At 65.3% G+C, this 25,872-nt stretch carries 22 protein-coding genes and 2 pseudogenes; 17 read left to right on the top strand and 7 right to left on the bottom strand.

Annotated elements, in window-relative coordinates; genetic code table 11:
- Nucleotides 1-21: 21 nt before the first annotated feature.
- The 10 genes from ABD289_RS24515 to ABD289_RS24470 all read left to right on the top strand — a co-directional run bounded on the left by ABD289_RS24515 (nt 22) and on the right by ABD289_RS24470 (nt 11,727).
- A complete protein-coding gene (locus ABD289_RS24515) occupies nt 22-1,497 on the top strand; it encodes a class I adenylate-forming enzyme family protein (protein ID WP_344137750.1) in 1,476 nt (491 codons plus the stop codon).
- Nucleotides 1,498-1,572: 75 nt separating this feature from the next.
- Nucleotides 1,573-3,396, top strand: a complete 1,824-nt coding sequence (locus ABD289_RS24510) for a DUF3556 domain-containing protein (RefSeq protein ID WP_344137747.1) — start codon at nt 1,573-1,575, stop codon at nt 3,394-3,396.
- Nucleotides 3,393-4,814 (top strand): phytoene desaturase family protein, encoded by a 1,422-nt coding sequence (locus ABD289_RS24505; protein WP_344137744.1) that lies wholly within the window; start codon nt 3,393-3,395, stop codon nt 4,812-4,814. The genes ABD289_RS24510 and ABD289_RS24505 overlap by 4 nt, the downstream gene beginning before the upstream one ends.
- Nucleotides 4,815-5,398: 584 nt before the next feature.
- Nucleotides 5,399-7,024 (top strand): purine-cytosine permease family protein, encoded by a 1,626-nt coding sequence (locus ABD289_RS24500; RefSeq protein ID WP_344137741.1) that lies wholly within the window; start codon nt 5,399-5,401, stop codon nt 7,022-7,024.
- 63 nt (nt 7,025-7,087) lie between these two features.
- On the top strand, nt 7,088-7,390 hold the full coding sequence (locus ABD289_RS24495; protein WP_344137737.1) for an urease subunit gamma: 303 nt from the start codon (nt 7,088-7,090) through the stop codon (nt 7,388-7,390).
- An 8-nt stretch (nt 7,391-7,398) separates the two neighbouring features.
- Nucleotides 7,399-7,764, top strand: a complete 366-nt coding sequence (locus ABD289_RS24490; RefSeq protein ID WP_344137734.1) for an urease subunit beta — start codon at nt 7,399-7,401, stop codon at nt 7,762-7,764.
- Complete coding sequence (locus tag ABD289_RS24485; RefSeq protein ID WP_344137731.1) at nt 7,761-9,500, top strand: urease subunit alpha; 1,740 nt, start codon at nt 7,761-7,763, stop codon at nt 9,498-9,500. Before ABD289_RS24490 ends, ABD289_RS24485 begins: the two co-directional genes overlap by 4 nt.
- Complete coding sequence (locus ABD289_RS24480) at nt 9,500-10,243, top strand: urease accessory protein UreF (protein ID WP_344137728.1); 744 nt, start codon at nt 9,500-9,502, stop codon at nt 10,241-10,243. Before ABD289_RS24485 ends, ABD289_RS24480 begins: the two co-directional genes overlap by 1 nt.
- Entirely contained in the window at nt 10,233-10,952 is a 720-nt protein-coding gene (ureG, locus tag ABD289_RS24475; RefSeq protein ID WP_344137725.1) for an urease accessory protein UreG, read from the top strand. Before ABD289_RS24480 ends, ureG begins: the two co-directional genes overlap by 11 nt.
- Nucleotides 10,953-10,962: 10 nt before the next feature.
- Nucleotides 10,963-11,727 carry an urease accessory protein UreD gene (locus ABD289_RS24470; RefSeq protein WP_344137722.1) on the top strand — a complete coding sequence of 255 codons (765 nt, stop codon included), beginning with the start codon at nt 10,963-10,965 and terminating at the stop codon, nt 11,725-11,727.
- Between the two features lie 957 nt (nt 11,728-12,684).
- Here the strand turns inward: ABD289_RS24470 and ABD289_RS24465 are convergent.
- Nucleotides 12,685-13,983, bottom strand: a complete 1,299-nt coding sequence (locus tag ABD289_RS24465) for an Nramp family divalent metal transporter (protein ID WP_344137719.1) — start codon at nt 13,981-13,983, stop codon at nt 12,685-12,687.
- 212 nt (nt 13,984-14,195) lie between these two features.
- Here ABD289_RS24465 and ABD289_RS24460 point away from each other — a divergent pair, with 212 nt between their 5' ends.
- Together ABD289_RS24460 and ABD289_RS24455 are read left to right on the top strand one after the other, a co-directional pair.
- Complete coding sequence (locus ABD289_RS24460) at nt 14,196-14,864, top strand: response regulator transcription factor (protein WP_344137861.1); 669 nt, start codon at nt 14,196-14,198, stop codon at nt 14,862-14,864.
- Between the two features lie 6 nt (nt 14,865-14,870).
- Complete coding sequence (locus ABD289_RS24455) at nt 14,871-16,256, top strand: sensor histidine kinase (RefSeq protein WP_344137717.1); 1,386 nt, start codon at nt 14,871-14,873, stop codon at nt 16,254-16,256.
- A 4-nt stretch (nt 16,257-16,260) separates the two neighbouring features.
- Here ABD289_RS24455 and ABD289_RS24450 read toward each other — a convergent pair whose 3' ends face one another.
- Nucleotides 16,261-17,169: a TAXI family TRAP transporter solute-binding subunit gene (locus ABD289_RS24450; protein WP_344137714.1), complete on the bottom strand. Its 909-nt coding sequence runs from the start codon at nt 17,167-17,169 to the stop codon at nt 16,261-16,263.
- Nucleotides 17,170-17,973: 804 nt separating this feature from the next.
- On the opposite strand from ABD289_RS24450, the gene ABD289_RS24445 reads away from it, so the two are divergent.
- Complete coding sequence (locus ABD289_RS24445) at nt 17,974-18,687, top strand: formate/nitrite transporter family protein (protein ID WP_344137711.1); 714 nt, start codon at nt 17,974-17,976, stop codon at nt 18,685-18,687.
- A 74-nt stretch (nt 18,688-18,761) separates the two neighbouring features.
- Nucleotides 18,762-19,106, top strand: coding sequence for a transposase (locus ABD289_RS24440; protein WP_344137858.1), 345 nt, complete (start codon nt 18,762-18,764; stop codon nt 19,104-19,106).
- On the opposite strand, the pseudogene ABD289_RS24435 reads toward ABD289_RS24440, so the two are convergent.
- Both ABD289_RS24435 and ABD289_RS24430 read right to left on the bottom strand, forming a co-directional pair.
- Nucleotides 19,066-19,344 (bottom strand): annotated as a pseudogene (locus tag ABD289_RS24435) (IS701 family transposase); the annotation flags it as partial. The gene ABD289_RS24440 and the pseudogene ABD289_RS24435 overlap by 41 nt on opposite strands.
- A gap of 198 nt (nt 19,345-19,542) precedes the next feature.
- Nucleotides 19,543-20,553: an aldo/keto reductase gene (locus ABD289_RS24430; RefSeq protein ID WP_344137708.1), complete on the bottom strand. Its 1,011-nt coding sequence runs from the start codon at nt 20,551-20,553 to the stop codon at nt 19,543-19,545.
- Between the two features lie 107 nt (nt 20,554-20,660).
- On the opposite strand from ABD289_RS24430, the gene ABD289_RS24425 reads away from it, so the two are divergent.
- Complete coding sequence (locus ABD289_RS24425) at nt 20,661-21,695, top strand: AraC family transcriptional regulator (RefSeq protein ID WP_344137704.1); 1,035 nt, start codon at nt 20,661-20,663, stop codon at nt 21,693-21,695.
- A 222-nt stretch (nt 21,696-21,917) separates the two neighbouring features.
- Here the strand turns inward: ABD289_RS24425 and ABD289_RS24420 are convergent, their stop codons facing one another.
- Nucleotides 21,918-22,124: a hypothetical protein gene (locus ABD289_RS24420; protein WP_344137701.1), complete on the bottom strand. Its 207-nt coding sequence runs from the start codon at nt 22,122-22,124 to the stop codon at nt 21,918-21,920.
- Between the two features lie 106 nt (nt 22,125-22,230).
- Between ABD289_RS24420 and ABD289_RS24415 the strand changes: the two genes are divergently transcribed.
- Together ABD289_RS24415 and ABD289_RS24410 are read left to right on the top strand one after the other, a co-directional pair.
- Nucleotides 22,231-22,743: a VanZ family protein gene (locus ABD289_RS24415; RefSeq protein WP_344137698.1), complete on the top strand. Its 513-nt coding sequence runs from the start codon at nt 22,231-22,233 to the stop codon at nt 22,741-22,743.
- 144 nt (nt 22,744-22,887) lie between these two features.
- Nucleotides 22,888-22,989, top strand: a pseudogene (locus tag ABD289_RS24410) (hypothetical protein); the annotation flags it as partial.
- Nucleotides 22,990-23,363: 374 nt separating this feature from the next.
- Here ABD289_RS24410 and ABD289_RS24405 read toward each other — a convergent pair.
- Both ABD289_RS24405 and ABD289_RS24400 read right to left on the bottom strand, forming a co-directional pair.
- On the bottom strand, nt 23,364-24,272 hold the full coding sequence (locus tag ABD289_RS24405) for an IS5 family transposase (protein WP_344137695.1): 909 nt from the start codon (nt 24,270-24,272) through the stop codon (nt 23,364-23,366).
- A 1,039-nt stretch (nt 24,273-25,311) separates the two neighbouring features.
- Nucleotides 25,312-25,833: a Fur family transcriptional regulator gene (locus ABD289_RS24400; RefSeq protein ID WP_344137692.1), complete on the bottom strand. Its 522-nt coding sequence runs from the start codon at nt 25,831-25,833 to the stop codon at nt 25,312-25,314.
- Between the last annotated feature and the right edge of the window lie 39 nt (nt 25,834-25,872).

Raw genomic sequence — 25,872 nt, 5'->3', positions numbered from 1 at the left:
CGAAGTTACCAGGAAGTATTCATGAACCTCCCGGCTTTGCCTGAAATGCGCGCCGAGCAAGATCCCAACGGTCCGGCAATCGCCGACGACTTCGTGGAGCTGACAAATGCCGAGTTCGCGTCCGCGGTCGCGATTGCCTCGGGTGTCCTGCGTTCCCGCGGAATTCTGGCGGGTGACGTGGTGGCAATCATGCTGCCGAACAGCACATCATTCGTGGTGGGTTTGTTCGCCGCATGGCGGCTAGGCGCGATCGTAACGCCGATCAATCCGTCCTTGGCCGCGGACGAGGTCGAACATCAGCTCCACGACTCCGCAGCGAAGGTTGTCGTCACTCTCCCGCAGCGACTCGCGGAAGTTCCTCACTCCGTCGTTGCGATCACTGACCTCGTGCCCCGCTCGACGAGCACGGCAGTCGCAGTCCCGGAATGGTTGTCGAGCTCGGCCGACCTGGCCTTGCTGATCTACACGAGCGGCACCACGGGCCGTCCCAAAGGCGTCATGCTCGATCACGGCAACGTTGATGCCATGTGCTCGATGCTCATCGAGGGGTTCGGTCTGGACAGTGCCGCGCATAGCCTGCTGATCCTGCCGTTGTTCCACGTGAACGGGATTGTGGTGAGCACGTTGTCGCCGCTGCTGGCAGGTGGCCGTGCCACCATCGCGGGGCGTTTCGACGCGACATCGTTCTTCGACCGGGTCGAACGGGCTCGTCCCACGTACTTCTCCGGCGTGCCAGCGATCTACGCCATGCTTGCCGACCTTCCCAGCGATGTTTCTCCGGATACGTCCTCTCTGGAGTTCGCGGTGTGCGGAGCTGCTCCCGCGAGCGTCGAACTGCTCGCCAAGTTCCAGGACCGGTTCGGCGTACCGATCATCGAGGGCTATGGCTTGTCCGAGGGCACGTGCGCAAGCACGGTCAACCCGCTGCGCGACGTCCGTAAAGCCGGCACCGTCGGACCGCCACTGCCAGGGCAGTCGGTTCGGATCGTCAACGGCGATGGGCGAGACGTCGACCGCGGTATGGCCGGCGAGGTCCTCATCAAGGGCGAGAACGTGATGCGCGGATACCTCAACAAGCCCGAGGAGACCGCCGCGACAATCACCGAAGAGGGCTGGCTGCGCACGGGTGATATCGGGTACCTCGACGAGGACGGCTACCTGACCTTGGTCGATCGTGCCAAGGACATGCTGATCCGAGGCGGCGAGAACATCTATCCCAAAGAGATCGAGGACGTCGTCTACCAGTTGCCTGGGGTGTTCGAGGCGGCCGTCGTCGGTCGCTCGCACCCGGTTCTCGGTGAAGAGCCCGTGCTGCTGATCTCCCTGGCCAGCGGGACGTCGCTGGGGGAGAACGACATCCGCGACCACCTGGTCGGGAAGGTATCCAAGTTCAAAGTTCCCGCCGAGATCTTGATCGTCGAATCCTTGCCCAAGAACCCGGTGGGAAAGATCGACAAGCCTTCGATCAGGAAAAAGGTGTCGGCGGCCGTGAGCTGACCTAGCTCCACTGAGCAACCTGTTTCAACCGTTCCAAACGGGTAGCAGTACCCCCATGTACCAAAGGAGTTGACGATGGGGTTCAAGACAGCCGACGCCCCGCCTGTCGAGGTCGATACCTTTCTCGAAAAGCCTTTGCGCGAGCGCATGAAAACGCTGGCCTTGCACTGGGTCGAGTACGGATTCGGCTCACCTAAGATGATCCACACCACCTACATCGTGAAACTGGTGGTTTTCTACATCATCGGCGGGACCGCGTTGACAACGTGGACATCTGGCCTTGGCCCGTTCTGGGATGTGATGAGCTGGTGGGACGAGCCGATCGTGTACCAGAAGCTCGTGTTGTGGACTGTTCTGTTGGAAGCGGTCGGGATAGCCGGGTCGTGGGGGCCGCTGGCCGGAAAGTTCAAGCCGATGACCGGAGGGATCTCGTTCTGGGCTCGTCCAGGGACGATTCGCCTGCGGCCTTGGCGCCGCGTTCCCTTCACTTCTGGCGATCGTCGCACGGTCTTTGACGTTTTCCTCTACCTCGGCTTCCTGGCCTCGGTGACCGCGGCAGTGCTGCAGCCGGGCGTGCCGAGCGAATCGCTGGCGGCTGTCTTGCCCGACAACACAGCTGGCCTCGTCAATACCGCTCCGCTGATCCCGGCAATCGTGCTGCTGGTCCTAATCGGCCTGCGAGACAAGACGATCTTCATCGCAACGCGCAGCGAACAGTACCTGCCGGCGATGCTCTTCTTCACCGTCCTGCCCTTCGGGGACATGGTGATCGCGCTCAAGCTGCTCATCGTGAGCGTGTGGGTTGGGGCCGGGGTGTCCAAGTTCGGGCGGCATTTTTCCAACGTAGTTCCCCCGATGGTGAGCAACAGCCCGTGCGTACCCAGCCGATGGGTGAAGCGTGCGCATTACCGAGACTTCCCACGTGATATCCGTCCGTCAGGGCTGGCTCACTTCATGGCACACGTGGGTGGCACGTTCGTCGAGATCGCGACGCCGCTGGTGCTGCTGTTCTCCACCAACTACTGGCTGACGTTGGGCGCTGTCGCCCTGATGGTCCTGTTCCACCTCTTCATCACGTCGACCTTCCCGCTGGCTGTGCCACTGGAATGGAACATCCTCTTCGGCTACGCTGCGGTGTTCCTGTTCCTGGGCTTCCCCAACTGGCAGGGTCACGCCGTGTGGGACATGTCGTCACCCTGGCTGGCCGCTGGAACCATCGCGGGGCTGATGTTCTTCCCCGTGCTGGGCAACCTCCGCCCGGATCTGGTGTCGTTCCTGCCGTCGATGCGCCAGTACGCGGGTAACTGGGCGTCCGCGCTATGGGCCTTCGCCCCGGGCGCCGAGGCCAAGCTCAACAGGGTGAAGCGGCCAACGACGAACCAGATCGAGCAACTCGAAGCGATGGGTTACCCGCCCAAGGTCGCCGAGATCACCATGCAGCAGACTGCCGCGTGGCGGTCGATGCACAGCCAGGGACGGGGGTTGTTCTCCCTGCTCTACAAGCACATCCCCGACGTCGACCGTTGGTCCGTGCGTGAGGCGGAGTTCGCGTGCAACTCGCTGGTCGGGTTCAATTTTGGAGATGGACATCTGCACAACGAGGACCTGCTGGCCGCTGTGCAGACGCAGTGCGATTTCGCCCCGGGCGAGTTCATCGTGGTCTGGGTCGAATCGCAGGCGATCCACAGCTCGGTCCAGCGCTACAAGGTCATCGATGTCGCGGTGGGCGTGATCGAGCGGGGCACGTGGAAGGTGGCCGACGCCGTGCGCGAGCAGCCGTGGCTGCCGAACGGGCCGATTCCGCTCGAGGTCACGTGGTCACGTCCATCCCGGAGGAGTGCGGTGCAGCACTCCAGCGCTCTGGGGCAGGACACTGACGGCCAATGGACTGCGTCGTGAGTACGGCGGTCGTGGTGGGTGGCGGGCCCAACGGGCTCGCCGCCGCCGTGGCGCTGGCCAAGGCGGGCGTGCACGTCACCGTTCTGGAGTCGGCAGATCAGGTTGGCGGTGGCACGCGGTCCGGCGAGGCGATCCTGCCGGGGCTGCTGCACGACCACTGCTCGGCGTTCCACCCCATGGCGGTCGGCTCGGCGTTCTTCAAGGGCCTGGGGTTGCAGGACTACGGGCTGTCGTGGCGCTGGCCCGAGATCGATTGCGCACATCCGCTCGATAGTGGGGATGCCGGCGTGTTGTGGCGTTCGGTCGAGCAGACTGCGAGCGGGCTCGGCGCTGACGAAGACCGGTGGCGGCTTCTCTTCGGTAGCCCGGCGGCCGACTTCGACTCGCTATCCGAAGACATCATGGGGCCCATGCTGCGGCTGCCGAGGCACCCGCTGCGGTTGGCACGCTTCGGAGCGCCCACGCTTCTTCCCGGGTCAGTCCTCGCCCGCTGCTTCACCACCGAGCGAGCCAGAGCGTTGTTCGGCGGGGTAGCAGCCCACGCATTCCAACCGCTGCATCGCCCGCTGAGCTCAGCCATCGGTCTGGGCATCTTGACGGCAGGGCATCGGCACGGGTGGCCAGTGGCGGCCGGCGGTTCGCAGTCGATCACCACTGCTCTCGCCGCGCTGCTCGTCGACCTCGGGGGCAAGATCGAGACGAGCGCTCACATCGAGGACGCATCGCAGCTCCCTCACGCGGACGTGACTCTCTTCGACCTCGCGCCGCGTGCGGTGGCGGACATCCTCGGGGATCGCCTGCCACGACGGGTGTCGCATGCGTACCAGCGATTCCAGCATGGGCCCGGCGCCTTCAAGGTGGATTTCGCCGTCCAAGATGGAGTTCCTTGGCTTAGTCCAGGCGCTCGGCGAGCGGGCACGGTTCACCTCGGCGGGAGCTTCACCGAGATCGCCTCGACCGAGCGGGACGTCTACCGCGGACGAATGCCAGAGAGGCCGTTCGTCCTCGTGGGCCAGCAATACCTTGCTGATCCTCAGCGCTCGGTCGGCACGGTCCACCCGCTGTGGACCTATGCGCACGTCCCGAACGGCTACACAGGCGACGCGACCGAGCCGATTATCGCCCAGATCGAGCGGTTCGCTCCTGGCTTCCGCGACCGCATTGTCGGAAAAGCCGTGCGAACAACGACCGAGATGGCCGCCTACAATCCGAACTACGTCGGTGGGGACATCGTCACCGGCGCCAAGAACGCGAACCAACTGATACTCGGACCACGACCGACGCTCGACCCGTACAGCGCTGGGATACCAGGTGTCTACATCTGCTCGGCCGCAACGCCGCCTGGGCCGGGAGCACATGGGATGTGCGGGGCGCACGCGGCTCGCACCGCACTGCGCTATCTGGACAGATATGGTTGATCGGCGCAGGTGCTTGCCTGAGGGTAACGTTTGACCAACTGGCCGAGTTTGTCGCTGATCGAGTGGAAGGTCGGCGTCTATACCGAACACCTCCAATCCGGTTCCGCGACTGGACTCTGGGACCCCAGGCGCGGAGCCTGAACACCGCCGAGGGCCGTCATCAACCTCGCACCTCGCACCTCGCAACAGCTGGGCGGACTGAGGTTGTACGCCTGCGCGGCGAGGTCGTAGTGGTTGTGGTGCGATCCCGATGGTGGTAGTGCGGCCCGAGAAACCAGTACTGACACCAGTATCTGTTCGATGCACCGGCACGGCCGAAGACCCGCTCGGCATCAACGCATTCTGGGGCGTCCGTTTTTCGACGCTTTCTCGAGGGGCGTGAGACGCGGATGGTCATGGCCACGATCAATGGGCACTACGGCAAGGGATGTCCGGGTGGATTCGAACCGTACGCGTCCGGCGGGAGTCCCCTAATCAACGCTGGCGTCACAGCAGTCTTCATATCGCGGGAACATCACAAAAATGGAGCGGAAACATCTGCCGACGATACTCCCGCCAGCACATCGAATCGAGAGAGGGCGGGGATGGTCGTCGACGAGGTGTCCGCCAGGGAGCACACGAAGCAGACGCGAGAAACGCTGGAGGACTACACGCTTCGATTCGCGCCGCGTAGTTATCGGCGGTGGAAACCGGGTGTCGTGGCGAGCTCGGCTCTCGGCGGGATTGCCTATCTTGCCGACTTCTCGATCGGTGCCGGGATCGGGCTGAGTTACGGCACGCTCAACGCGCTGGGGGCGATCCTGGTTGCAGCGTTGATCATCTTCACCACCGGGTTCCCCCTCGCCTACTACGGCGCGCGCTACAACATCGACCTCGATCTGGTCACCCGCGGCGCCGGTTTCGGTTATTACGGCTCGGTTCTCACCAGCATGATCTTCGGTAGCTTCACGTTCATCTTTTTCGCCACCGAAGGCGCGATCATGGCGCAGGGCCTCAAAGTCGGGCTCGGTGTTCCACTCTGGCTGGGTTACCTGATCACCACGCTGGTCGTCGTGCCACTGGTCATCCACGGGATGCAGGCGCTGAGCAGACTCCAGGTCTGGACGACGCCGGTGTGGCTGTTGCTGATGATCGGGCCGCTGGGCTATCTGGTCATCGCCGATCCCGGCTCAGTGTCGGAATGGCTCGCGTTCACCGGCTCGGAAGGCGGCAGCGCAGGGTTCAGTGCCGGAGCGGTGATGCTCGGGGCGGGCGTCGCGCTGTCGCTGATGGCACAGATCGGTGAACAGGTTGACTACCTGCGGTTCATGCCCCCGCGCACCGATGAGAACAAGCGCTCGTGGTGGACGTCGGTGGTGCTGGCCGGTCCCGGTTGGGTGGTCTTCGGAGCGCTTAAGCAGGCCACCGGCGCGTTCCTAGCCGTCTACATTATGGGGCTCGCCGGAGCGGCGGCAACCGAACCCGTGCAGCAGTTCATGAACGTGTACGGGTTGTTCCTGCCGTTGGCGGTCGCGACTCCGCTCGCCGTCGTCCTCGTGGTCATCAGCCAGGTGAAAATCAACGTGACGAACGCCTACTCGGGGTCATTGGCCTGGACAAACTCGTTTACCAGAATCACTGGACATTACCCGGGGCGGACGGTGTTCGTACTGTTGAACCTGGGAGTTGCGCTCGCGCTTATGGAGGCGAATATGTTCGCCTTCCTCAACTCGATCCTGAGCTTCTACGCCAACTGCGCGATCGCCTGGGTGGTCACGGTCGCCACCGACATCCTCGTCAACAAGTTCGTGCTGAAGTTGTCGCCGCGGGAACCGGAGTTCAGGCGGGGCATGCTCCACGCTGCCAATCCAGTCGGTGTCGTGTCCTTTATCGCCTCGGCGATCACCTCGATCGCGATGTACTTCGGTGCGTTCGGCACGACGCTCCAGCCCTACTCGCCGATCGCGGCCGTGGCGGTCGCAGTGGTCCTCACGCCGGTAATGGCGATCGCGACCGGGGGGCGCTACTACCTGCGCCGCACCGACGACGGTATCGACGAGCCGCGCTTCGACTCCCACGGAACGCCCGTGGACACGACTTATACCTGCCATGTGTGCGAGCAGGACTTTGAACGCCCGGACATGCTCGCGTGCTTCGCCCACGATGCGGTGATCTGTTCCCTGTGCGTCACCACCGACCGAACCGGTCAACACCTGCTGCCGGCTCAGTGAGACGCGCCGTGCACACGACCCCCTGCCAGGACCAGCGGCGCATACCGGCGTATCAGGAGAGCCATGCACCTCGCACCGCATGAACGCGACAAGCTCCTCATTCGGGTTGCGGCCCAGCTTGCCCGGGACCGGCTCGACCGAGGGTTGCGGCTCAATCACCCGGAGGCGGTCGCGCTGATCACCGACCACGTCACCGAGGGCGCCCGCGACGGCAGGCGGGTCGAGGAGCTGATGTCCAGCGGTCGTCAGGTCCTGGCCCGCGAGCAGGTCATGGACGGAGTACCCGAGATGCTCAGTGACATCCAGGTCGAAGCCACGTTCCCGGACGGTACGAAGCTGGTCACCGTGCACGACCCGATCGCCTAGGAGGCACCGTGATTCCTGGGGAACTTGTTCTCCGCGACACCCCGGTCCCGCAGCAGCCGGGCGCCCGGCGCGTGCGGATCACCGTGGTCAACGCCGCCGATCGACCCGTGCAGGTCGGATCGCACTACCACTTCGCGGCCGGCAACCGCGAGCTGCGCTTCGACCGTGAAGCCGCGTGGGGCCACCGGCTCGACATCGCCTCGGGCACCGCTGTGCGTTTCGAGCCAGGAGTGGAACGCGAGGTCGCCCTCGTTCCCCTCGGTGGTGCACGCATGGTCCACGGTCTGCGGCTGGAATGGGCAGGTCACCTCGACTTCCGGTGCAGCGAACCAGGGGAACTGGTGTACGGCGCCGAGGGGGAAGGACACCTATGACGGGAGCAGACGACGCACCGGCACTCGACCGCCACGAGTATGCCGAGCTGTTCGGTCCAACGACGGGCGACCGTATCCGGCTCGCCGACACAGACCTGCTCGTCGAGGTCACTGAGGACCGATGTCTCGGTCCGGGCGGATCCGGCGACGAAGCGGTGTTCGGCGGAGGCAAGGTGATCCGCGAATCCATGGGGCAGTCCGTGGCCACGCGGGCCGAGGGAACACCGGACGTCGTCATTACCGGAGCCACGGTCCTCGACCACTGGGGCGTGGTGAAGGCCGACGTCGGCATCCGAGACGGGCGCATTACCGGAATCGGCAAGGCGGGCAACCCCGATATTTCCGACGGCGTGGACCCGGCCCTGGTGATCGGCGCCGGTACCGAGATCATCGCGGGCAACGGCAAGATCCTCACCGCCGGAGGGATCGACTGCCACGTGCACTTCCTGTGCCCCGACGCGGTCGACAGCGCGCTGGCGAGCGGGATGACCACCCTCATCGGTGGCGGCACCGGCCCTGCGGAAGGAAGCAGGGCCACTACCGTCACGCCCGGTTCGTGGAACCTCGGACGCATGCTCGAAGCCCTAGACGAGGTTCCGGTGAACATTCTGCTGCTCGGCAAGGGCAACACCATGCGCGGCGAAGCCCTGACCGAGCAGTTGCGCGGTGGAGCGGGCGGCCTGAAGCTGCACGAGGACTGGGGGTGCACGCCCGCAGTGATCGACAGCGCCCTGCGCGGCGCCGAGGAATCCGGTGTGCAGGTTGCCATCCACACCGACACGCTCAACGAGACGGGCTTCCTCGAATCCACGTTGGCCGCGATCAACGGGCGGTCGATCAACGCCTACCACGCCGAGGGCGCGGGCGGTGGGCACGCACCGGACATCATCAAGGTGGCCGCTGAACCGAATGTGCTGCCGTCCTCGACCAACCCGACCCGGCCGCACACGGTGAACACCATCGACGAGCACCTCGACATGCTCATGGTGTGCCATCACCTCAACCCGGCGGTCCCGGAGGACCTCGCGTTCGCCGAGAGCCGCATCCGACCGAGCACCATCGCCGCTGAGGACGTCCTGCACGACCTCGGGGCGATCTCGATGATCAGTTCGGACGCGCAGGCGATGGGCCGTATCGGTGAAGTCGTCCTGCGCACCTGGCAGACCGCGCACGTGATGAAGCGGGGTCGTGGTGCGCTGCCCGGCGACACGAGGGCTGACAACCACCGCGCCCGCCGCTACGTCGCGAAGTACACGATCAACCCAGCCCTCGCGCACGGCATCGACCACGAGGTTGGGTCCGTGGAAATCGGCAAGCGGGCGGACTTGGTGCTGTGGGAACCGAAGTTCTTCGGCGTCCGACCGGAGCACGTGATCAAGGGAGGGTTCTCGGCATGGGCTCAGATGGGTGATGCCAACGCGTCGATCCCGACACCGCAGCCGAACTACGGCCGCCGGATGTGGGGTGGATCCGGTCGAGCGGCGGCCTCGAGCAGCGTTCACTTCGTCGCGCAGGCCGCACTAGACGCCGGCCTTCCCGATCGGCTCGGTCTGACCAGGAGCCTGGTCGCCGTTCGCGACACCCGCGCGGTGGGCAAGGCGCAGATGGTGAACAACTCGGCGACACCGGACATCCGCGTGGACCCGGATAGCTTCGCGGTGCGCCTCGACGGCGAACTCGTCGAACCGCAACCGGTGGACGAGTTGCCGTTGGCGCAGCGGTACTGGCTGTTCTGATGGGCACCACAACCCGAGAAAACCGGCGAACGCGCAAGGAGGTGGGGGTGAATGCAGGCGGGTTGGCCGTCTTGGCACTAGCTGACGCCCGCTTCCCGGGCGGGGGCCATGCGCACTCCGGTGGCGTCGAGGAAGCCGCGTCTCGTGGCCTGATCACAGACATCGCCGGGTTGCAGGAATTCCTGCGCGACCGGTTGCACACGGTGGGCGTTGTGCAAGCCGTGTTTGCCGCCGCTGCTACGCACACCGCGGCCCACGACTGCAACCGCGCACGCTGGGCGCCGCTCGACGTGGAGCTCGACGCCCGCACCCCGTCCCCGGCGCAGCGTGAAGCCTCGCGCGCGCAGGGGAGGGGAACGGTCCGCGCAGGACGAGCCGCCTGGCCCTCGCCTGCTCTGGATGCGCTCGTCACCGCCTGCCCACGACCACACCATCCGATCGTGCTCGGCGTTCTCACCGCCGCCGCCGGAGCCTGCCCGAGGGACGCCGCTCTGGCTGCCGGATACCAGGCGATCAGCGGCCCGTCCTCGGCGGGCGTACGACTGCTCGGACTGGATCCGATGGCCGTCAACGCCGCCGTCGCCGGGCTCGGGGACGAGCTCGACGACATCGCCGATCACGCCGCCGGAAGCGCTGGGACCGACCCGGCGGATCTGCCCGCTCCCGGGGCCCCCGCGCTGGACCTGTTCGCCGAGGAACACGATCGCCATCACCGAGAAAGGGTGCGTCTCTTTGCCTCATGATCACCACGACCACGGCCATACGCACCCAGTCAACTTCGACCCGACGGAGACCGCCCGTGGGGCCCCGTTCACCGCGTCACCGCAGACCAGTCGCCCCTTCCGGCTCGGGATCGGTGGTCCGGTCGGTAGCGGCAAGACCGCGCTGACGGCGGCGCTCTGTCGGACTCTCAGCGCCGAGGTCGATCTCGCAGTCGTCACCAACGACATCTACACGACCGAGGACGCCGATTTCCTGCGTTCGGCGGGCGTGCTCAACGACGACCGCATCGAAGCCGTGCAGACGGGTGCTTGCCCGCACACCGCGATCCGCGACGACATCACGACGAATCTCGATGCGGTCGACCGGCTCGCGGACCGCCACCCGAGTCTCGACCTGGTGATCGTCGAAAGCGGTGGCGACAACCTGACCGCGATCTTCAGCAGGGGGCTGGCCGACCGGCAGATCTTCGTCGTCGACGTTGCCGGTGGGGACAAGGTGCCTCGGAAGGGCGGCCCCGGGGTCACCACTGCGGACCTGCTGGTCATCAACAAGGTCGACCTGGCCGAGCAGGTGAGCGCCGACATGGAACTCATGGTCTCCGACGCGCACCGAGTTCGCGGCGACCGGCCGGTCATCGCTCAGTCGCTCATCCGGACGCCCGGCGCACCCGACGTCGCGGAGTGGGTCCGCCGTCAGCTCACAACCGATCTTCCGCTCGCCGCAACGTGAGAGCCGGGCAGTGAAGGCCGCCGCACAGCTCACCGTCGACCTCGGACCGCAGGGCCGGTCCGTCGTCCGCCACCTCCGCTCTCAAGCGCCGATGACGTTGGTTCCGAGGCGGGCTGCCGCAGCATCTCGTGACAGGGCCGCGGTGGTGCACCTGGTCACCTCGGCCGCCATGCCATTGGGCGGGGATGAGATCGAGCTCCGGGTGTGGGTGGGTCCCGGCGCCAGACTGCGGCTTCGAGGCACGGCGGCCACCCTGGCACTGCCTGGACAGCATCCGGCTGCGAGCCGCGCCACGCTGCGGATCGAGGTCGCCGACGATGGGGTGGTCGAGTACTTGCCCGAGCCGACCGTCGTCACCGCACGTGCCCAGCACCACGCGGAGCTCGACGTCCGGTTGGGCGCCCGGGCCCGCGTACGGTTCCGGGACACGCTGATCCTCGGTCGGCACGGAGAGCCCTCCGGCGCGCTCACTACGACCACACGCGTCGTCCGCGAGGACGTCCCGTTGCTCCAGCAGCAACTCGCCGTTGGCTCGTCCCCGTGGAAATCCGGTCCCGCGTACCTCGCGGGCTCACGTGTACTGGCCACCGAGACCGTGATGTGGGAGCACGATCCGCCTGCCGCCACGAGTGGTCCCTGGTGGTCACTCGTGCCGCTGCGGTCGGGAGGCACCCTGGCCTCAACACTTGCCACGGATGCGGTCACCGCCGGACACCGGCTCGCTGCGGCCCTCGCGCATCATCCCGACGCCAACGCGTTCGATACCGCCTGGTGACCCGGTCCTCCTCCGCAAGCCCGATGGCAAACTCGGTGCCTTGTGGGGACTTCCCGGCGACGATCTCATTATTGGGGTTTTGGGCAAGGAGCGTGCTACAGGCCGCAACCTGGCTGCGTCTGTTTAGGTCACCACCTCGGCAGTCGATCAGGCGAGTATCTAGTTGCTGACCATAGCGCGCACCACGCGCGGACTTGACCAGGCCGAACTGCGGGCGCATGCACGCCACCGGCGACTACAGCATCACCGACCGCACCAAACTGATCTCTGCGGCCCGCCCGAACGTGAATCGCACTCTGCAGTGCATTCCAGAAGGGCAAGTACTCGGACCTACGACCAAGAACCTAGTAGGGCTTCGCGGGGCCTGTGGCAGTCGTCCATTTCGGACGACTGCGATGAGTTGGTGGGTCATCGGGCGAGCGGAGGTGGCCGATCATCGGATGGCGGCCAGTGCGGCAGACCTATCCCATTTGGCGATCACTACTGGGGTTGAAGATGAGCGAGCGGAGCGGCTCGGCGACGTTCGGTGAGACGGGGGCGATTAGAGACCGAGGGCGCCGTCCTAGCCGCTGCGCGCTCGGCGGCTAGGACGGCGCCCTCGAGTCCCCTCGAACCTCGTTGCGGCTTCGGTGCCAACCCAGTGGAGGCGATCTACCGGTGCGGTGACGGCACATCGGTGTGGCGTGTGATGATTCCTGGGGCGCGAGTGTCGGCGCAGCCGGTGATCCACGCTTCGCTGAGCTGTTGAACCGGTAAGAACGTGCCTGCCATCGCACGCTTCGCCGACCGCGCCGCGCACCACGTTGAAGACGTGATCAAGGGTTGCTTCGCCGCGGTCGTTCCGAAAAACACATGGGTCGTGTGCGCCTGCTGACCATATTGCTGACAAGACTCACCATGACCATCGAAGAGGCCTCATGGCGAGCCAGTGAGGCCTCTTCACGGCTTCGGAGCGGCTCACTCGAACTGACTGATGACCTCCGTCACCGCCACGGTGGCGAACAACGCCAGGCAGAGTACGAGCAGCGTGTTCGACAACCACCGCGAACGTTGCGCCGCGGGCATCATCGACTTCGAGTTCAACAACACCAGCAGTGTGCCGGCGAGGAACGGCATGAACAGCGCGCCCAGGACGCCGTACATGATGGTGAGTTGGAACGGCTTTCCGAGCGTCAGCAGCAGCATTGGCGGGAACGTCAGCCACAGCAGGTAGGCCCGGTACGGCGTGCTCCGGAGTCCTGCCTTGCGGTCGTAGCCCGTGTTGGTCTCCGACGGGGCGTCCTTGGGCATCTGCCAGGTCCGCCACCAGTCGGCGAACAGCAGGCTCACGCCGTTCCACACGCCGATCAGCGAGCTGAAGGTCACCGCGAAGAAACCCACCAGGAACGGGATCCGCGCCCATTGGCCGTAGTCGGCGGCCAGGCTGTCGCCCAGGATCAGCAGTCCCTTGTCGCTGTCGGTCAGGTCCTGGCCCCCGAGCATTCCGGCGCCGACCACCAGCATCGCGACCACGAAGATGCCGGTCGTGATGTAGCCGACCGCGTTGTCGGTGCGCATGAACGGGATCCACCTCGACGAGGACCAGCCCTTGGCCAGGGTCCAGTAGCCGTAGGCGGCCATCGTGATGGTCCCGCCGACGCCGCCCATCAGGCCGAGCACGTAGACCACGGATCCGTCGGGCAGGGAGGGCACCAGGCCTTTGGCCAGTTCGGGAAGGTTCGGTCCTACCAGCAGCGCGGTTCCGACGACTGTCACGAACATGATGCCGACCAGGGCCGTCATCAGCTTCTCCAGCACGGCGTACTGGCCGAACCAGACGAGCAGCAGCCCGGTCAGGGCGGACACGATCGCCCAGCCGCTTACCGGCAGCACCGGGAACAGCGCATTTAGCGGAAGTGCGGACGCCGACATGGCGGTGGCTCCGTAGACGAAGCCCCACACGACGACGTAGATCCCGAAGTAGGTGGTGGCCCAGCGGCCGAGCGTCCGCCATCCGGACAGCATCGTGCGGCCGGAGCCGAGGTGCCAGCGCCCGATGGCCTCGCCAAGCGCGAGCTTGAAGACAGTCCCGAGCACCACGGCCCAGAACAGGACGTAGCCGTAGCGCGCGCCGGCGACCATTGTCGCGACGAGATCACCTGCACCGACACCGGTCGCGGCGGCCATCACCCCGGGACCGACTTGTTTGAGGCGAGATTTCCAGCCGGTGTCGGGAACACCAGCCTCCCTGTCTTCCGCCGAAGCAACATTGCTCATGTTCGGATCCCTTCACAGTCATGCCAGGCTCGCTCGGGACCGGAGTCAACGCTGCCGGTTTTGCCCGAGGTCGAGTGCGATGACGGTAGGAGCAGCGACCTTTACCGGGGAAGTGACCCGTCCCATACTTAACAACGGCTTAAGACGGCTCGGTTACTAGCGCTTTAAGGTGTCACCCCATGCCGCAGGACCAGAATGGTTGGAAGGGCAGCTTGCGGGTGCTGCTCGTCGAGGACGACGATCGGGTCGCGGGCGCGATCTCCAGTTCCCTCGGAAGGCAGGGCTACGTCGTCGAACGCGCCTGCACCGGCGCGCAGGCGCTCGCCGCCGCCCCGGTCGATCTCGTGCTGCTGGACCTGGGGCTGCCGGACGTGGAAGGCATCGAGCTGTGCCAGCGTCTGCGGGAGCGCGACAGTGTGCCGATGATCATGGTCACCGCACGTGGCCAGGATGTCGACAAGGTCAAGGGCCTGCGGGCCGGGGCCGACGACTACCTGGTGAAACCGTTCGCGCTGGCCGAACTGCTCGCTCGCGTGCAGGCTGTGCTGCGCCGCAGCGCCACGTGGCGTCGCCGCGACGAGTCCGGATCGATCATCCTGGACGACGTCGTCATCGACCTGGCGGGTCGTTCCGTTACCGTTGGTGATCAACCGGTCAATCTGACGCGCAAGGAGTTCGACATCCTCGCGATGCTTGCCAGCGATCCCGGAGTCGTCTTCCCCCGGGACCGGATCATGGTCCACGTCTGGGACGCCCCGACCGAAGGAGCGTCGCGCACGCTGGACGTCCACGTCGCGATGCTGCGGTCAAAGCTGGGGCGGCCCGGGCTGGTGGAGACGGTGCGTAGCGTCGGCTACCGGCTTCGCCCCCAGCACTCGTAGGGCGTCATGCGCCGGCGTCTGCTTGGCATCCTGTTGGCCCTGGGTACCTGCCTGGTCGCCGCGCTCGGTGCCCCGCTCGCCTACGTGCTCACCAGCGACCTGTCGCAGGAGCTGTTCGTGAGCAGGGCTGACGACGCGGCCTACTTCGCCGACGTCGCCGAGACCGCGCTGCAAACCGGTCACCCTGCTCGGCTGCGCGCGCTGACCGCCCGGTACCAGTGGCTCTACGACTCGCCGGTCACCGTCATCGACCCCAACGGCCGGACCGTGATCTCCTCCGGCGAGGCCATAGACGTGCGTTCCCCGGCCAACCGGCCGACCGTGCTGCACGCACTGGCCGGTCGGCCACCCGAGCGGCCATCCCATCTCGCCTGGCCGTGGAACCCGAGGAACTACCTCATTGCCGAACCCATTATCCGGGACGGGCGAGTTCTAGGGGCCGTTCTGATCGAAAGCCCCACGCAGTGGGCGCGGGAGCAGGCTGCGTGGATGCTGGGCATGGTGGTCTTCGGCTGTGCGGTCGTGCTCGCCGTGCTCGCCCACGGTGTTGCGGTCCCCATCGTCGGCTGGGTCCTGCGGCCGGTTCGCCATCTCGACAACGCCACCCACCAGGTCGCTGCCGGTCATCTGGAGGCGCGGGTACCGGAACAGACCGGGCCACCGGAACTGCGCCGCCTCACCACGCACTTCAACGCGATGGCCGACAGCGTCGCCGACGCAATAGTGCAGCAGCGTGAATTCGTTGCACAGGCTTCGCACCAGTTGCGTAACCCGCTGACGTCGCTGCGGCTGCGAATCGAGAGCCTCGAACACGTCGAAGACGTGGCGGGCAGGCAGGACCTGGCACACGCGGTCGAGGAGATCGAACGGCTCGAACGGACCGTGGACGGCCTGCTAGAACTGGCCAGGGCAGAAGCATCCCAGCTGGAGCGGCGGCCGGTCGATGTCGGGGCAACCGTCCGGCATCGCGTCGCCTCCTGGTACCCGGCGTTCGAACGGTGCGACACCCCGCTGATCCTTGATGCGCCCGAAGCCGAGATCGCGGCGAACTGCTTGCCCGACGTCCTCGACGACGCCGTCGATGCGCTCCTGCACAACGCGTTGAAATTCGCCCCAGGTCGGCTGGTGAGCGTGACTGTGCGCAGGGATCGATCCGACGTCGTGGTCGAGGTTCGGGATCGGGGTGAACAGCTGCCCGCGGAGGAAGCCGCTCGGGTCGGTGAACGTTTCTGGCGCAGCCGGCGACACCAGAACGTGCCAGGTACTGGCCTGGGGCTGGCCGTGACCAGGACGCTCGTGGAAGGTGTCGGGGGAACGCTGACAGTCGAACCGACGCAACCCCACGGCCTGGTCGCTCGGATCCGGCTGCCCACCCCGCCCGGGCAGGAGTGAGTGCTCAGCGGTGTGCTTCCCGAAACCAGCGCGCGGCTCCTGGGTGCAGCTCCACCGGATAGGTCCCAATGGCGGCGCGGAGATCGAGCCGTCGCGCTTCGGGATGCGAGGTCACCAGTTCCGGCTGGCCTTCGAAGAGCAGCCGGGTGAGCCAGTACGCACGATCCTCGGGCATGGTCTTCGGAGCGTAGAGGCAGTTGCGCACGCTGATCGTCTTGACGCCTCCGGGCAAGGCGTAGACCGATGCCGGAACCTCCGCAACGGTGTACAGGTCTCCGTGGCGGCGTACCAGTTCCTGCGCGGTGTCGCCGATATCTACCAGCCTCACTTGGGTGCGGCGTTGCAGATCCAGGAGCGCGGCGGTGGGCAGTCCGCCAGCCCAGAAGAAGGCGTCGATGGAGCCGTCCGCCAGGGCGTTGGCGGACTCCACGAGATCGAGGTTCTCGCTCGCGACTTCCCTGGCCGCGAGTCCTGCCGCACCCAGCACCCGGGAGGCGTTGGAGGCCGTTCCCGACCCTGGAGCGCCGAGCGATACCCGCTTGCCCGTGAGATCGCGCAACGACCGGATGTCGCTGTCGGCGCGGACGACGATGTGGACGTAGTTCTCGTACAGGCAAGCCAGCGCGGTTATGGGCAGACCGCCGGGGTGGTCGACCTCGGCCGCGGCGTCGGACAGCGCGAAAGCCACATCGGCGCGGCCCTCGGAGATCAGGTGCAGGTTCTCGACAGATCCTTCGGTTTCCAGCACGTGCGTCCGCAAGCCCGGTGCGCGCTTCTCCAGGACGCGCGCGTAGGCACCTCCGTACACCACGTAAACGCCGCCCACGTTGCCGGTGGCGATGTGCAGCTCGCCGTGGGGCCGCGGCGGCTGCCCACCACCGCAGGCCACGATGGCCAGTAGCAGTGCCGCCATGAGTATGGACAAAGCGCGCACGGACACCTCCGGTGGTCCACGTCCTCGGACCAGTGTGCCGTCCTTGCGCTTCGACTTCGGGGGCAGGTTGCTCAGCTGGGCGGATCGGGCGTCCTCTGGTGCTGGACGTGTCGGCTCAGCGCGGCTCGCCGACGGACCGCACACCGGTGCGGAGGTTGGGATCTAACCGACCCGTACTAGGACGTCGACCCCGCGAGGTGCTGCAGCGAATGCGAACGCTGGCCAACCGGGCACCGGCCTACCGGCAGCCTCGACGGCACGTACGGGATTCGCGCGAGGGTTCGCCCTCGCGTTCGGCTGAGGCGTTCGGGGGGTCCTGCACGCCGTAAAGCGCACCACCGGCGTGCTGGCCGGGCGGACGAGAGGGCCCGTACAACACAGGTGCGGGAGGTGCATCGGCAGGCCGACTGCTGTGCTTCGAGGTCTTCGCCGAGCCCGCTGGAGATGTGGAGGTCCGGGATCCGAAGTCCTCGGACACCCACGCTCGTGCCGGGAACTCGGCGGGCTCACCGGCGTCCTTGATCCGCACGAGCGCCCCGGCACACCGGATCTGGTGATGCGACCCAAGACCGGCTGGCCTCTCAGGATGGCGGCGGAGGTCGAGGAGTCGCTGAGCTGACGAGGCCTCCCGCTCGGTCGTGAGATCGGTTTGATCTCGCCCTCGCGGTCGCGTTACCCGGAAGAAACGGCTGACGCCGACACTTCCTGCGAAATGGCCCGAGACGCGCCGCCCGCGCCGGTGCGGAGGAGCGCTGCGGTGCGCATGCGAGTCTGGAGCCGCCAGTGTCCTACGTCAGCCCGCCGGAGTTCGTCACCAAGATGATCGACGCCGGTGAATCCAAAGTCTTCATGTCCGCTCGGGACACCCTGATCCGGGCCTACATGGCCGGCGCCATACTGGCGCTGGCGGCGGCCTTCGCCGTCACGGTCACCGTGCAGACCAGCAACGCGTTGGTCGGGGCGCTGCTTTTCCCGGTCGGCTTCTGCATGCTCTACCTGCTCGGTTTCGACCTGCTCACCGGTGTTTTCACGATCACCCCGCTGGCTTGGTTGGACAAGCGGCCCGGCGTCAAGTTCCGCGGGGTGCTGCGGAACTGGGGCCTGGTGTTCGTCGGANAGCACGGTGCCGCCGGGATGCTGACGTTGTTCGTGCGCGCCGTGCTGTGCAACTGGATGGTCTCCACCGGTGTGGTCGCCGCGATGATGTCGAACTCGGTCTCCGGCAAGGTGATCGGTATGTGGATGCCCATCCTGGTGTTCTTCTACATGGGCTTCGAGCACTCCGTGGTCAACATGTTCCTGTTCCCGTCCGGGCTCATGCTCGGCGGGGAGTTCACCTTCGGCGACTACCTGCTGTGGAACGAGCTCCCGACCGTTGTCGGTAACCTCGTCGGCGGCATTACCTTCGTGGGTCTCACCCTCTATGCCACGCACGGCCGCACCAAGCGGTCCCGTGCGGTGCGGCCGATACCGGGCGAACCCGTCGGGGTGCGCTGAGGCATCTTCCGGGCTAGTAGGGCTTTGTTAGGTTGTTGATCTCTTGTGATGATCTTGGTGTGACTCCGGAGGAGATGGCCGTGGTGGCCCCGCGTGTGGAGGCGTTCGCGGCCCAGATGCCGGGCGGTCTGTCGCGGCGGGATCAGCGGGCCAAGGGTGAGTTGTATGTGCGTGGGCTGCTGCTGGATGGCAAGCGCAAGTCGATGCAGCCGATGGCGCAGCGGCTTGAGGTGGATCATCAGCAGTTGCAGCAGTTTGCGTCCTCGTCGACCTGGGACTACGCCGATGTGCGCCAGTGCCTGGCGGGCTGGGCACAACAGTTCCTGGCTCCGCGGGCGTTCGTGCTGGATGACACCGGTTTTCCCAAGGATGGCCAGGACTCGCCCGGGTGGCGCGGATGTACTGCGGGCGCTGGGTAACGATCAACACCCCGTCGGGCTCGCCGAGATGCTCCATAACGTAATCGCGCACGTCATCGCGGACCCCGTCCTCGTCCCAATCCGCCCGCCGCAACAGCCGCTGCATACCATCCGGAACGACCTCACCGGCCTGCTCAGCGATCGTCCACCCGTTCTTCCGTTCCAGCCCCGACACATACTCACGCACCCGCGCCCGCGGCTCCGAACGCACGAACCGCCCCGCGATCCGCGCATGCACCCGCCACTACCGACTCACGCGTGTGCCGTTGCAGTACTAACCCGGCGGAAGGTTGCAGGCGCGGATTGAGCCTGGCCATTTACCAGGCGTGATCGCTCCGGATGATCAAGTGGCGTGCTCAATGTGGATCACGCGTGGGCTTCCTCGAACAACACCGCGCCGACGCCATCATGCCCGCATGCGGCGAAATGGATACTTCTACGGCTGGGCGAATCGATTCCTCTCTACTCGTTCATGCTCTATCCACATGTTGTGTGGGTATCCCAACTGTGGCGTGCTCACTTCATCCAGCCATTCAAGCTGACGCGTTGATATTTCAAGCTCGTTGGCCGCAAGATTGGACGTGAGCTGATCTACGCTCCTCGGTCCAACGACGGGGATCACTCCCTTCGACATTGACCACTTGATCGCCACCCGCTCTGGAGTCGTGTCGAGATCCCGGGCGACGTTCTCGACGGCATCCAGCACCTTCGTCTTGGCGGGGCCGTCTTCCTCGTGGAGGAACTGGCTGATCGAGCTCTGCGCGCGACCTGTTCCGCCCCGCCGGTACTTGCCTGTCAGCAGGCCGCCGCCGAGGGGCGAGAAGCCGAGGACGCCCAAGCCGAAGGCTTCTGCCATCGGCACCAGCTCCCGGTCGGCGCTACGCTCGACGAGGCTGTACTCGGCCTGAATTGCCGCGAGAGGCGCCCACCCCTTCTGCTGCGCCAAGGTGACTCCCGTTGCCACGCGCCATGCGGGGAAACTGGAGAGACCGGCGTAGAGGATCTTGCCGGCGCGCGTGAGGTCGTCGAAAGCTCGTACTATTTCCTCGATGGGCGTGGATTCGTCGGCCACGTGGGCCCAGAACAGGTCCACCCGGTCCGTGCCCAGGCGACGCAAGCTCTGCTCCAGAGACTGAACCATCGCTTTTCGGCTGTTCCCGGTCCACTGCAGTCCGCTGCTCGCTGAGGTTCCCATGGTGTACTTCGTCGCCAGAACGATGTCCTCGCGATCCGAGGAGATGATGTCTGCGAGGTATTCCTCAGCATCCCCCGCTTGGTAGTTAGAAGCGGTGTCGATGAAGTTACCTCCCGCATCTCGGTACTTGTCGTACATCGCCTGAGCCTCGGACACCTGCGCCCCATGGCCCCAGCCCGTGCCGAAATTTCCTGTCCCCAAAGACAGTTCCGATACTCGCAGGCCCGACCGTCCGAGAAATCGGTATCGCATGCGTCTCCACGCTCCTCACATCGATCCGGCATGAGCAGGTTCCTCACGCCTGGCGGCTCCCGCCACCAGAAACCATCGTTCCCACCGCTGTGCGTATAGTCCATAACGTGGAGTCCACGAGTGATTATCGATCGTCCAGCATTGAGATCCCGCTCAATCCGCACGACCCCTTCCGGGAGGTCCTGGCGCTCGCGCGACCGCAAACCGTTGCTCCCGTCCCCCTCCGCGCGACGGCGCCGTGGAGCGCTCGGTTCTTGCCCTTCCCGCACATCAAGCTCGGTGTGGTCGTGGAAGGCGAGTGCTGGCTGTGCGTCGATGGTCTGGAACCGCTCTTACTGAGCACTGGCGACTTCTATCTGCTAGGAAACCCGCCTCCTTACGCCATCGGGAGCTCGATCGAGACAGTTCGCGATTCGAAAGAGCCGCTCCACGAGGAAACGTCGGTGAGCGGACCCGGGGTCCCGAGAGGCGCCGTCACGTACACGTGTAGCGTCGACTTCGAGTTCCAGGACGCCGATGTATCGACCCTCTTCTCATCGCTACCCCCGGCTATGCTCGTCAAAGCGGGCAATGCCGACGGAGATCTACTATGGAACATCGCGACGCTCCTCGTCCGCGAGATTGAGAGGCAACAGCCCGGGCGGTCCCTCGTCCTAGAACACCTGTCCCAGATCCTCCTGGTTCACATGCTGAGGTCGCACGCCGGTTCGTCCCAGGAACCCCTGGGATGGCTCGCCTCGGTTGCCGACGATGGGATCGGGGCGGCGTTGCGCGCGATCCACGCTGAACCGAGCCATCGCTGGACACTCGAAGAACTCGCCACGGTTGCGATGATGTCAAGGTCGGCCTTCGCCGCGAACTTCAGGAAGAGAGTAGGAAGACCTCCGTTGGATTACGTCATCGAGTGGCGAATGCAGCTGGCGCGTGCCGCACTGCGCACGGACGACTCCCTCACGGCCATCGCAACATCCATCGGCTACAAGTCCGAAAGTGCTTTCAGCACCGCGTTTCGGCGCGTTGTTGGCGTATCACCACGCGAATTCCGCGTCTCACTGCACGCATCGCAGAGGGGCCGCATTTCCGGTAATTCTGTGCCGGCGGGGCCGTCCGAGTTTTACAAGATGGAGTCCAGAGATGACTGAGTCTCGATCGAGATTCGATCTACTTCTGATCGCTAACGATCGTACTTTGCGCCAAGCGAACGGTAGCGTAGTGATCCACGCGGTCAAGATCCGAAATGCTCAGCCGACTCCTGCATACGATCTAGTCGTCCGTGTGAAGCACCAAGGATGGACTGTGGCCGCTACCGGTGTATTGGTGGTTCCGCCAGGTGAAACCCAAATCCCGCTCCCCACGCCTCAATCCTACTGGGAGGGGATGGAAGACATTAGCCGCACGGCACGCGCACTCGCCTTGAATTGCTTTTTCGGGATGCTGCGGGTCGCGCCGGTCAACAATCCGTCCGGGTCGGTCAGCTCCACGCCCTCATCACGGGCCCTGACCACCAGTTCCACGGCGAGTTCCTGCTGCTCACTGGTCAACGAGTCCGAGAACTCGACGTTCTCGGCCATCACGGTCCTTCCCGCCGAGCACACTCGGCGTGTCAGAACCACTTACACCGATCAACTGACAGACCCGTAGTCACTGGGGCTGGAAAGCTAGGGGAACATCCACGTAATGATCACAAACTACTTGCTGACGTACTCGACTTTGGTGCCGATTGTGTTGGTGTTGGTGGGCACGATCTGTGTTGGTACCGGTTACCTGGTCTTGCGTAGCCGCCGGTGTGGGTCCGGGACTTTGTGGATTCTTGTCGTTTTGTCCGCGTTTCCCATCGCGTTTACGCTTGTCCCGACATCGACCCGCATGGATGACGTTACCTGCGTGGTCCAATTCGCCGCACCTACGCTGACGCGGGTTGAGTTGCTGGCCAACGTGGCCGTGTTCTTTCCGGTGGTCTTCTTCGTAACGTTGGCGACCCGCCGACGGCTGCTGATGGTGCTGGTGGGCACGAGCTTCTCTGCTGCGATCGAGGCGGTCCAGGCGATGGTGCCTGCCATCGGGCGTGCGTGTGACACGAACGACTGGGCGATGAACACTATTGGCACAATCCTTGCCGTTATGTTGGCTAATGCCACGATCGCACTTGCGAGTCGTGTCGACAGGAAGAATGTCGGGACTGAATCGTAAGAGCCTGTTCCTTTAGTTTCTTGGTCCAGTTGAGCATGGTTTCGGTGTAGCCGTCATCCGCCCACAGGGGCGCAAGCTGGGGTAGGTGTCTTCAAGCGTGCCAGCAGGTTGCGGGCGGTTCTGAGATAGGTCCTTAGCGAGGAGGAATTGCAGAAGTTCCTCGAGGAAAAGGTCAGCGTCACCGCGGCGAGTGGGGTGCAGCAGAGCGCCATCGGCTTCGCCGTCACCGTGGGCGTGCACTGCTGAGTCGGCCCGAGTGATGAATCCGACCGTCGATAGGTTGATTCAGGCCACGATCTCGGGGATCGGACGTCACGGGACCGGCCTGTCACGACCGACCACCAGGTCCTGACCGGGGACGGCGGGTCGCCGAACCGATTGACCGCGTCGGCGTGCGAGCCGCGGCTCCCACAGCATGAGGTCGGCCTGTCGGCGGCCGCCGATTCATGATGAACGCGTGGCTCGCCCCGCTGCTGCGGGCGCACGGTCACGGCCACGCCGTGACCGCGGTTTTCTACATCCCCTCGGCGCTTCCGTTGAGATTCCCGGCGCGCGGGTTCGCGGCCAATAGGCCGTCCCAATCGGTGGACCGTTTGTGCATGCTAGAGGTTAGGAGCTGTTTAGGAATTGATCTTAGTGAGGTCGCGGAGCCAGATGTCGATGGTGGCGATCTGCACGGTGGCTTCGTAACGCACGGCGAGTTTGTCGTAGCGGCTGGCCACGGCGCGGTGGTGTTTGAGGCGGTTGATGCCGCATTCCACGGCGTGGCGCTGGCGATAGGCATCGGAGTCGAAGGCGGGTGGACGGCCTCCGGATGAACCGCGGGCACGACGGTGACCGGCTTGGTCTTTCGGGACCGGGATCGTTGCCGTGATCCCGTGCTGACGCAGGTAGGAACGGTTCGCGCGGGAGGAGTAGGCCTTGTCAGCCAGCACCCGCTCCGGGCGGGTGCGCGGGCGTCCGCGGCCGCCACGTGCGACCCGGATCGCCTCCAGTACGGCGGTCATCTGGGGGCTGTCGGCGCGCTGACCGGCGGTGATCAGTAGCGATAACGGCTTACGGCCTTGTTCGCAGGCCAGGTGGATCTTCGTGGTGAGCCCACCACGGGAACGTCCCAGCGCGTGATCGGCCGGTTCGCCGCCGGGCGGTTCGACCTGCTTATCGGACCGGCGGCGAGCGCCGGCGGCGTGCTGGTGGGCCCGGTTGATCGTGGAATCCACCGACACCTGCCAGTCGATCAGGCCCGCCTGATCCGACCACGCCCGCAGCGCCGAGAGAATCCAGGGCCACACGCCCTCACGCTGCCAGCGGCGAAACAGCTGGTAGATCGACTGCCAATGCCCATAGCGTTCCGGCACGTCCCGCCACGGAGCACCGACCCGCACCCGCCACCGGACCCCATTGAGTAACTGCCGACGTGTCCACTTCGGACGACGTCCCACCACAGGCTGAGGCGGCAACACACGCTGCAACGCCGCCCATTGCCGGTCCGTGGGATCCTTACGCGCGCCAACCGATACGCTTCCCACCGAGGTCTCCGGATAGATGTCGATCTTCTTGGTCGTTGATCCATCTACCGGAGACCTCTCTACTTCCCGAAGGCACTCCTCGTTCCTAAACAGCTCCTAGACGAGTCGAGAAGTAGAAGCTGCTGCATCGGGCTAGCGGCGATGGTTTTGCCCGTGTCCGATCGGCTGACAAGGGGCGATTCTGGTTAGTCGGGTCACGTGTAATCGGGATCGGTGACATGCTGCTGTGTCCTCCCGGATGGACTGATCATCGTACGAAACCAGCCAACTGTTCGGTGCGAGGTCATGTCGGGCTGACGAGACCGGACGGCCGGGAGACACGCGGAACGCTGTGGGTGATGGCTGGAACATGTCCGTTGGACCGGTTTCCGAGCGTGGAAGGTGCTCAGTTCGGGGATGCTGGGCTTGGATTGCGCAGGGGTCTGTGCAGGCGGTCGGGGAGTCCATGGGCTGAGGTCGGGGTGGACTTCAGCCACCGCGTCACGTCGGCGAGGTCCGCCGAGGTCCGTATCGGGCCCACGAGGATGACCGGGCCGAGCGGCCGACGTCGGGTGTCGCAGGGTTGGACCAGGATCACCTGCCCCGTGGTGCGCCGCGAGTTCTTCCTGGTGTGGCACCACAGCTTCCCGAGCTGGCACGGCGAGCGGACGAGCACTCCGTGCGGGCTTCGGCTGACGCTGTCGCTCAGCGCGTCGAGAACCCCGAGGTCGTCGTTCGGCTCGCACGCCTCGCACAGGACTGCGGTGTACCCAGCCTGGTTCTGCCGCTCGGCGCTGCGGCGGTCATTGTCCATCTCGAACCTCCGCGGGTTCCGGATCACGGTGCTTGTGCGCGACAAGCACTGCATTGATGGTAACGATAACCATTGTCGTATGGAGGGGAAACCCGATGACCCCGTTCCCATCTGGCGGTGCTTGCGGGGCTTCGCCGCGCGGGCGGGTATGCGGCGAGATCGTCCGGCGTCGCGTGGTGAAGCCAGGTGAACTGGTCTTTTGACGTTCTGCGGAAGCACTGTTCGTGGGTTCGGGGCTCTTCGAATTCACCCGGTGCTCGGCTGGTCGTCGGCGGTGAGCGTGCTGCGGGTGGTGTTGCACGGGGTTGGGCGGGGTGCGCTGTTGGTCGACGAGAGAAGGGGAGTGGCATTTCGGTCGTCCCGGGACGCGCACGTGTGACAGCGTCCGGAGACCTCGATGATGACCTCCATGTCGGTGAACCCGTGAGCGTCGGCGATGCGGGTGGCGCGCTCTTCGGCGAAGGCGACCGATATGGGGATGTGCCGTCTGCATTCGTGGCACACGAGGTGGTAGCCGAGCCCGTCGGCGGGTGCGATGCTGAACAGTTGCGTTCCATCGGTGTCGTGCATGGTGTGCGCACATCCCGACTCGACGAATGCATGTAGCGCGCGGTACACGGTGGCGAGCCCGATTCGCGTGCCGGAGGAGCGGATTGCCGAGTGCAACGACTGGGCGCTGATGAATCTCCGGGTGCGTGCCAGCGTCTGGAGTACGGTCCGTTGCTGTGGGGTTGCGCCGCTGGTGAGCGAGTAACCGCTTGTTGGCATGACATGCGATTCCGATGACGTCGAGATGATGAGGTGCGC

Source organism: Saccharopolyspora halophila (assembly GCF_039531955.1).
GTDB lineage: Bacteria > Actinomycetota > Actinomycetes > Mycobacteriales > Pseudonocardiaceae > Saccharopolyspora > Saccharopolyspora halophila.
Note: the sequence above shows the minus strand (reverse complement) of the source record. Positions and strands in the feature narration are given on the sequence as shown.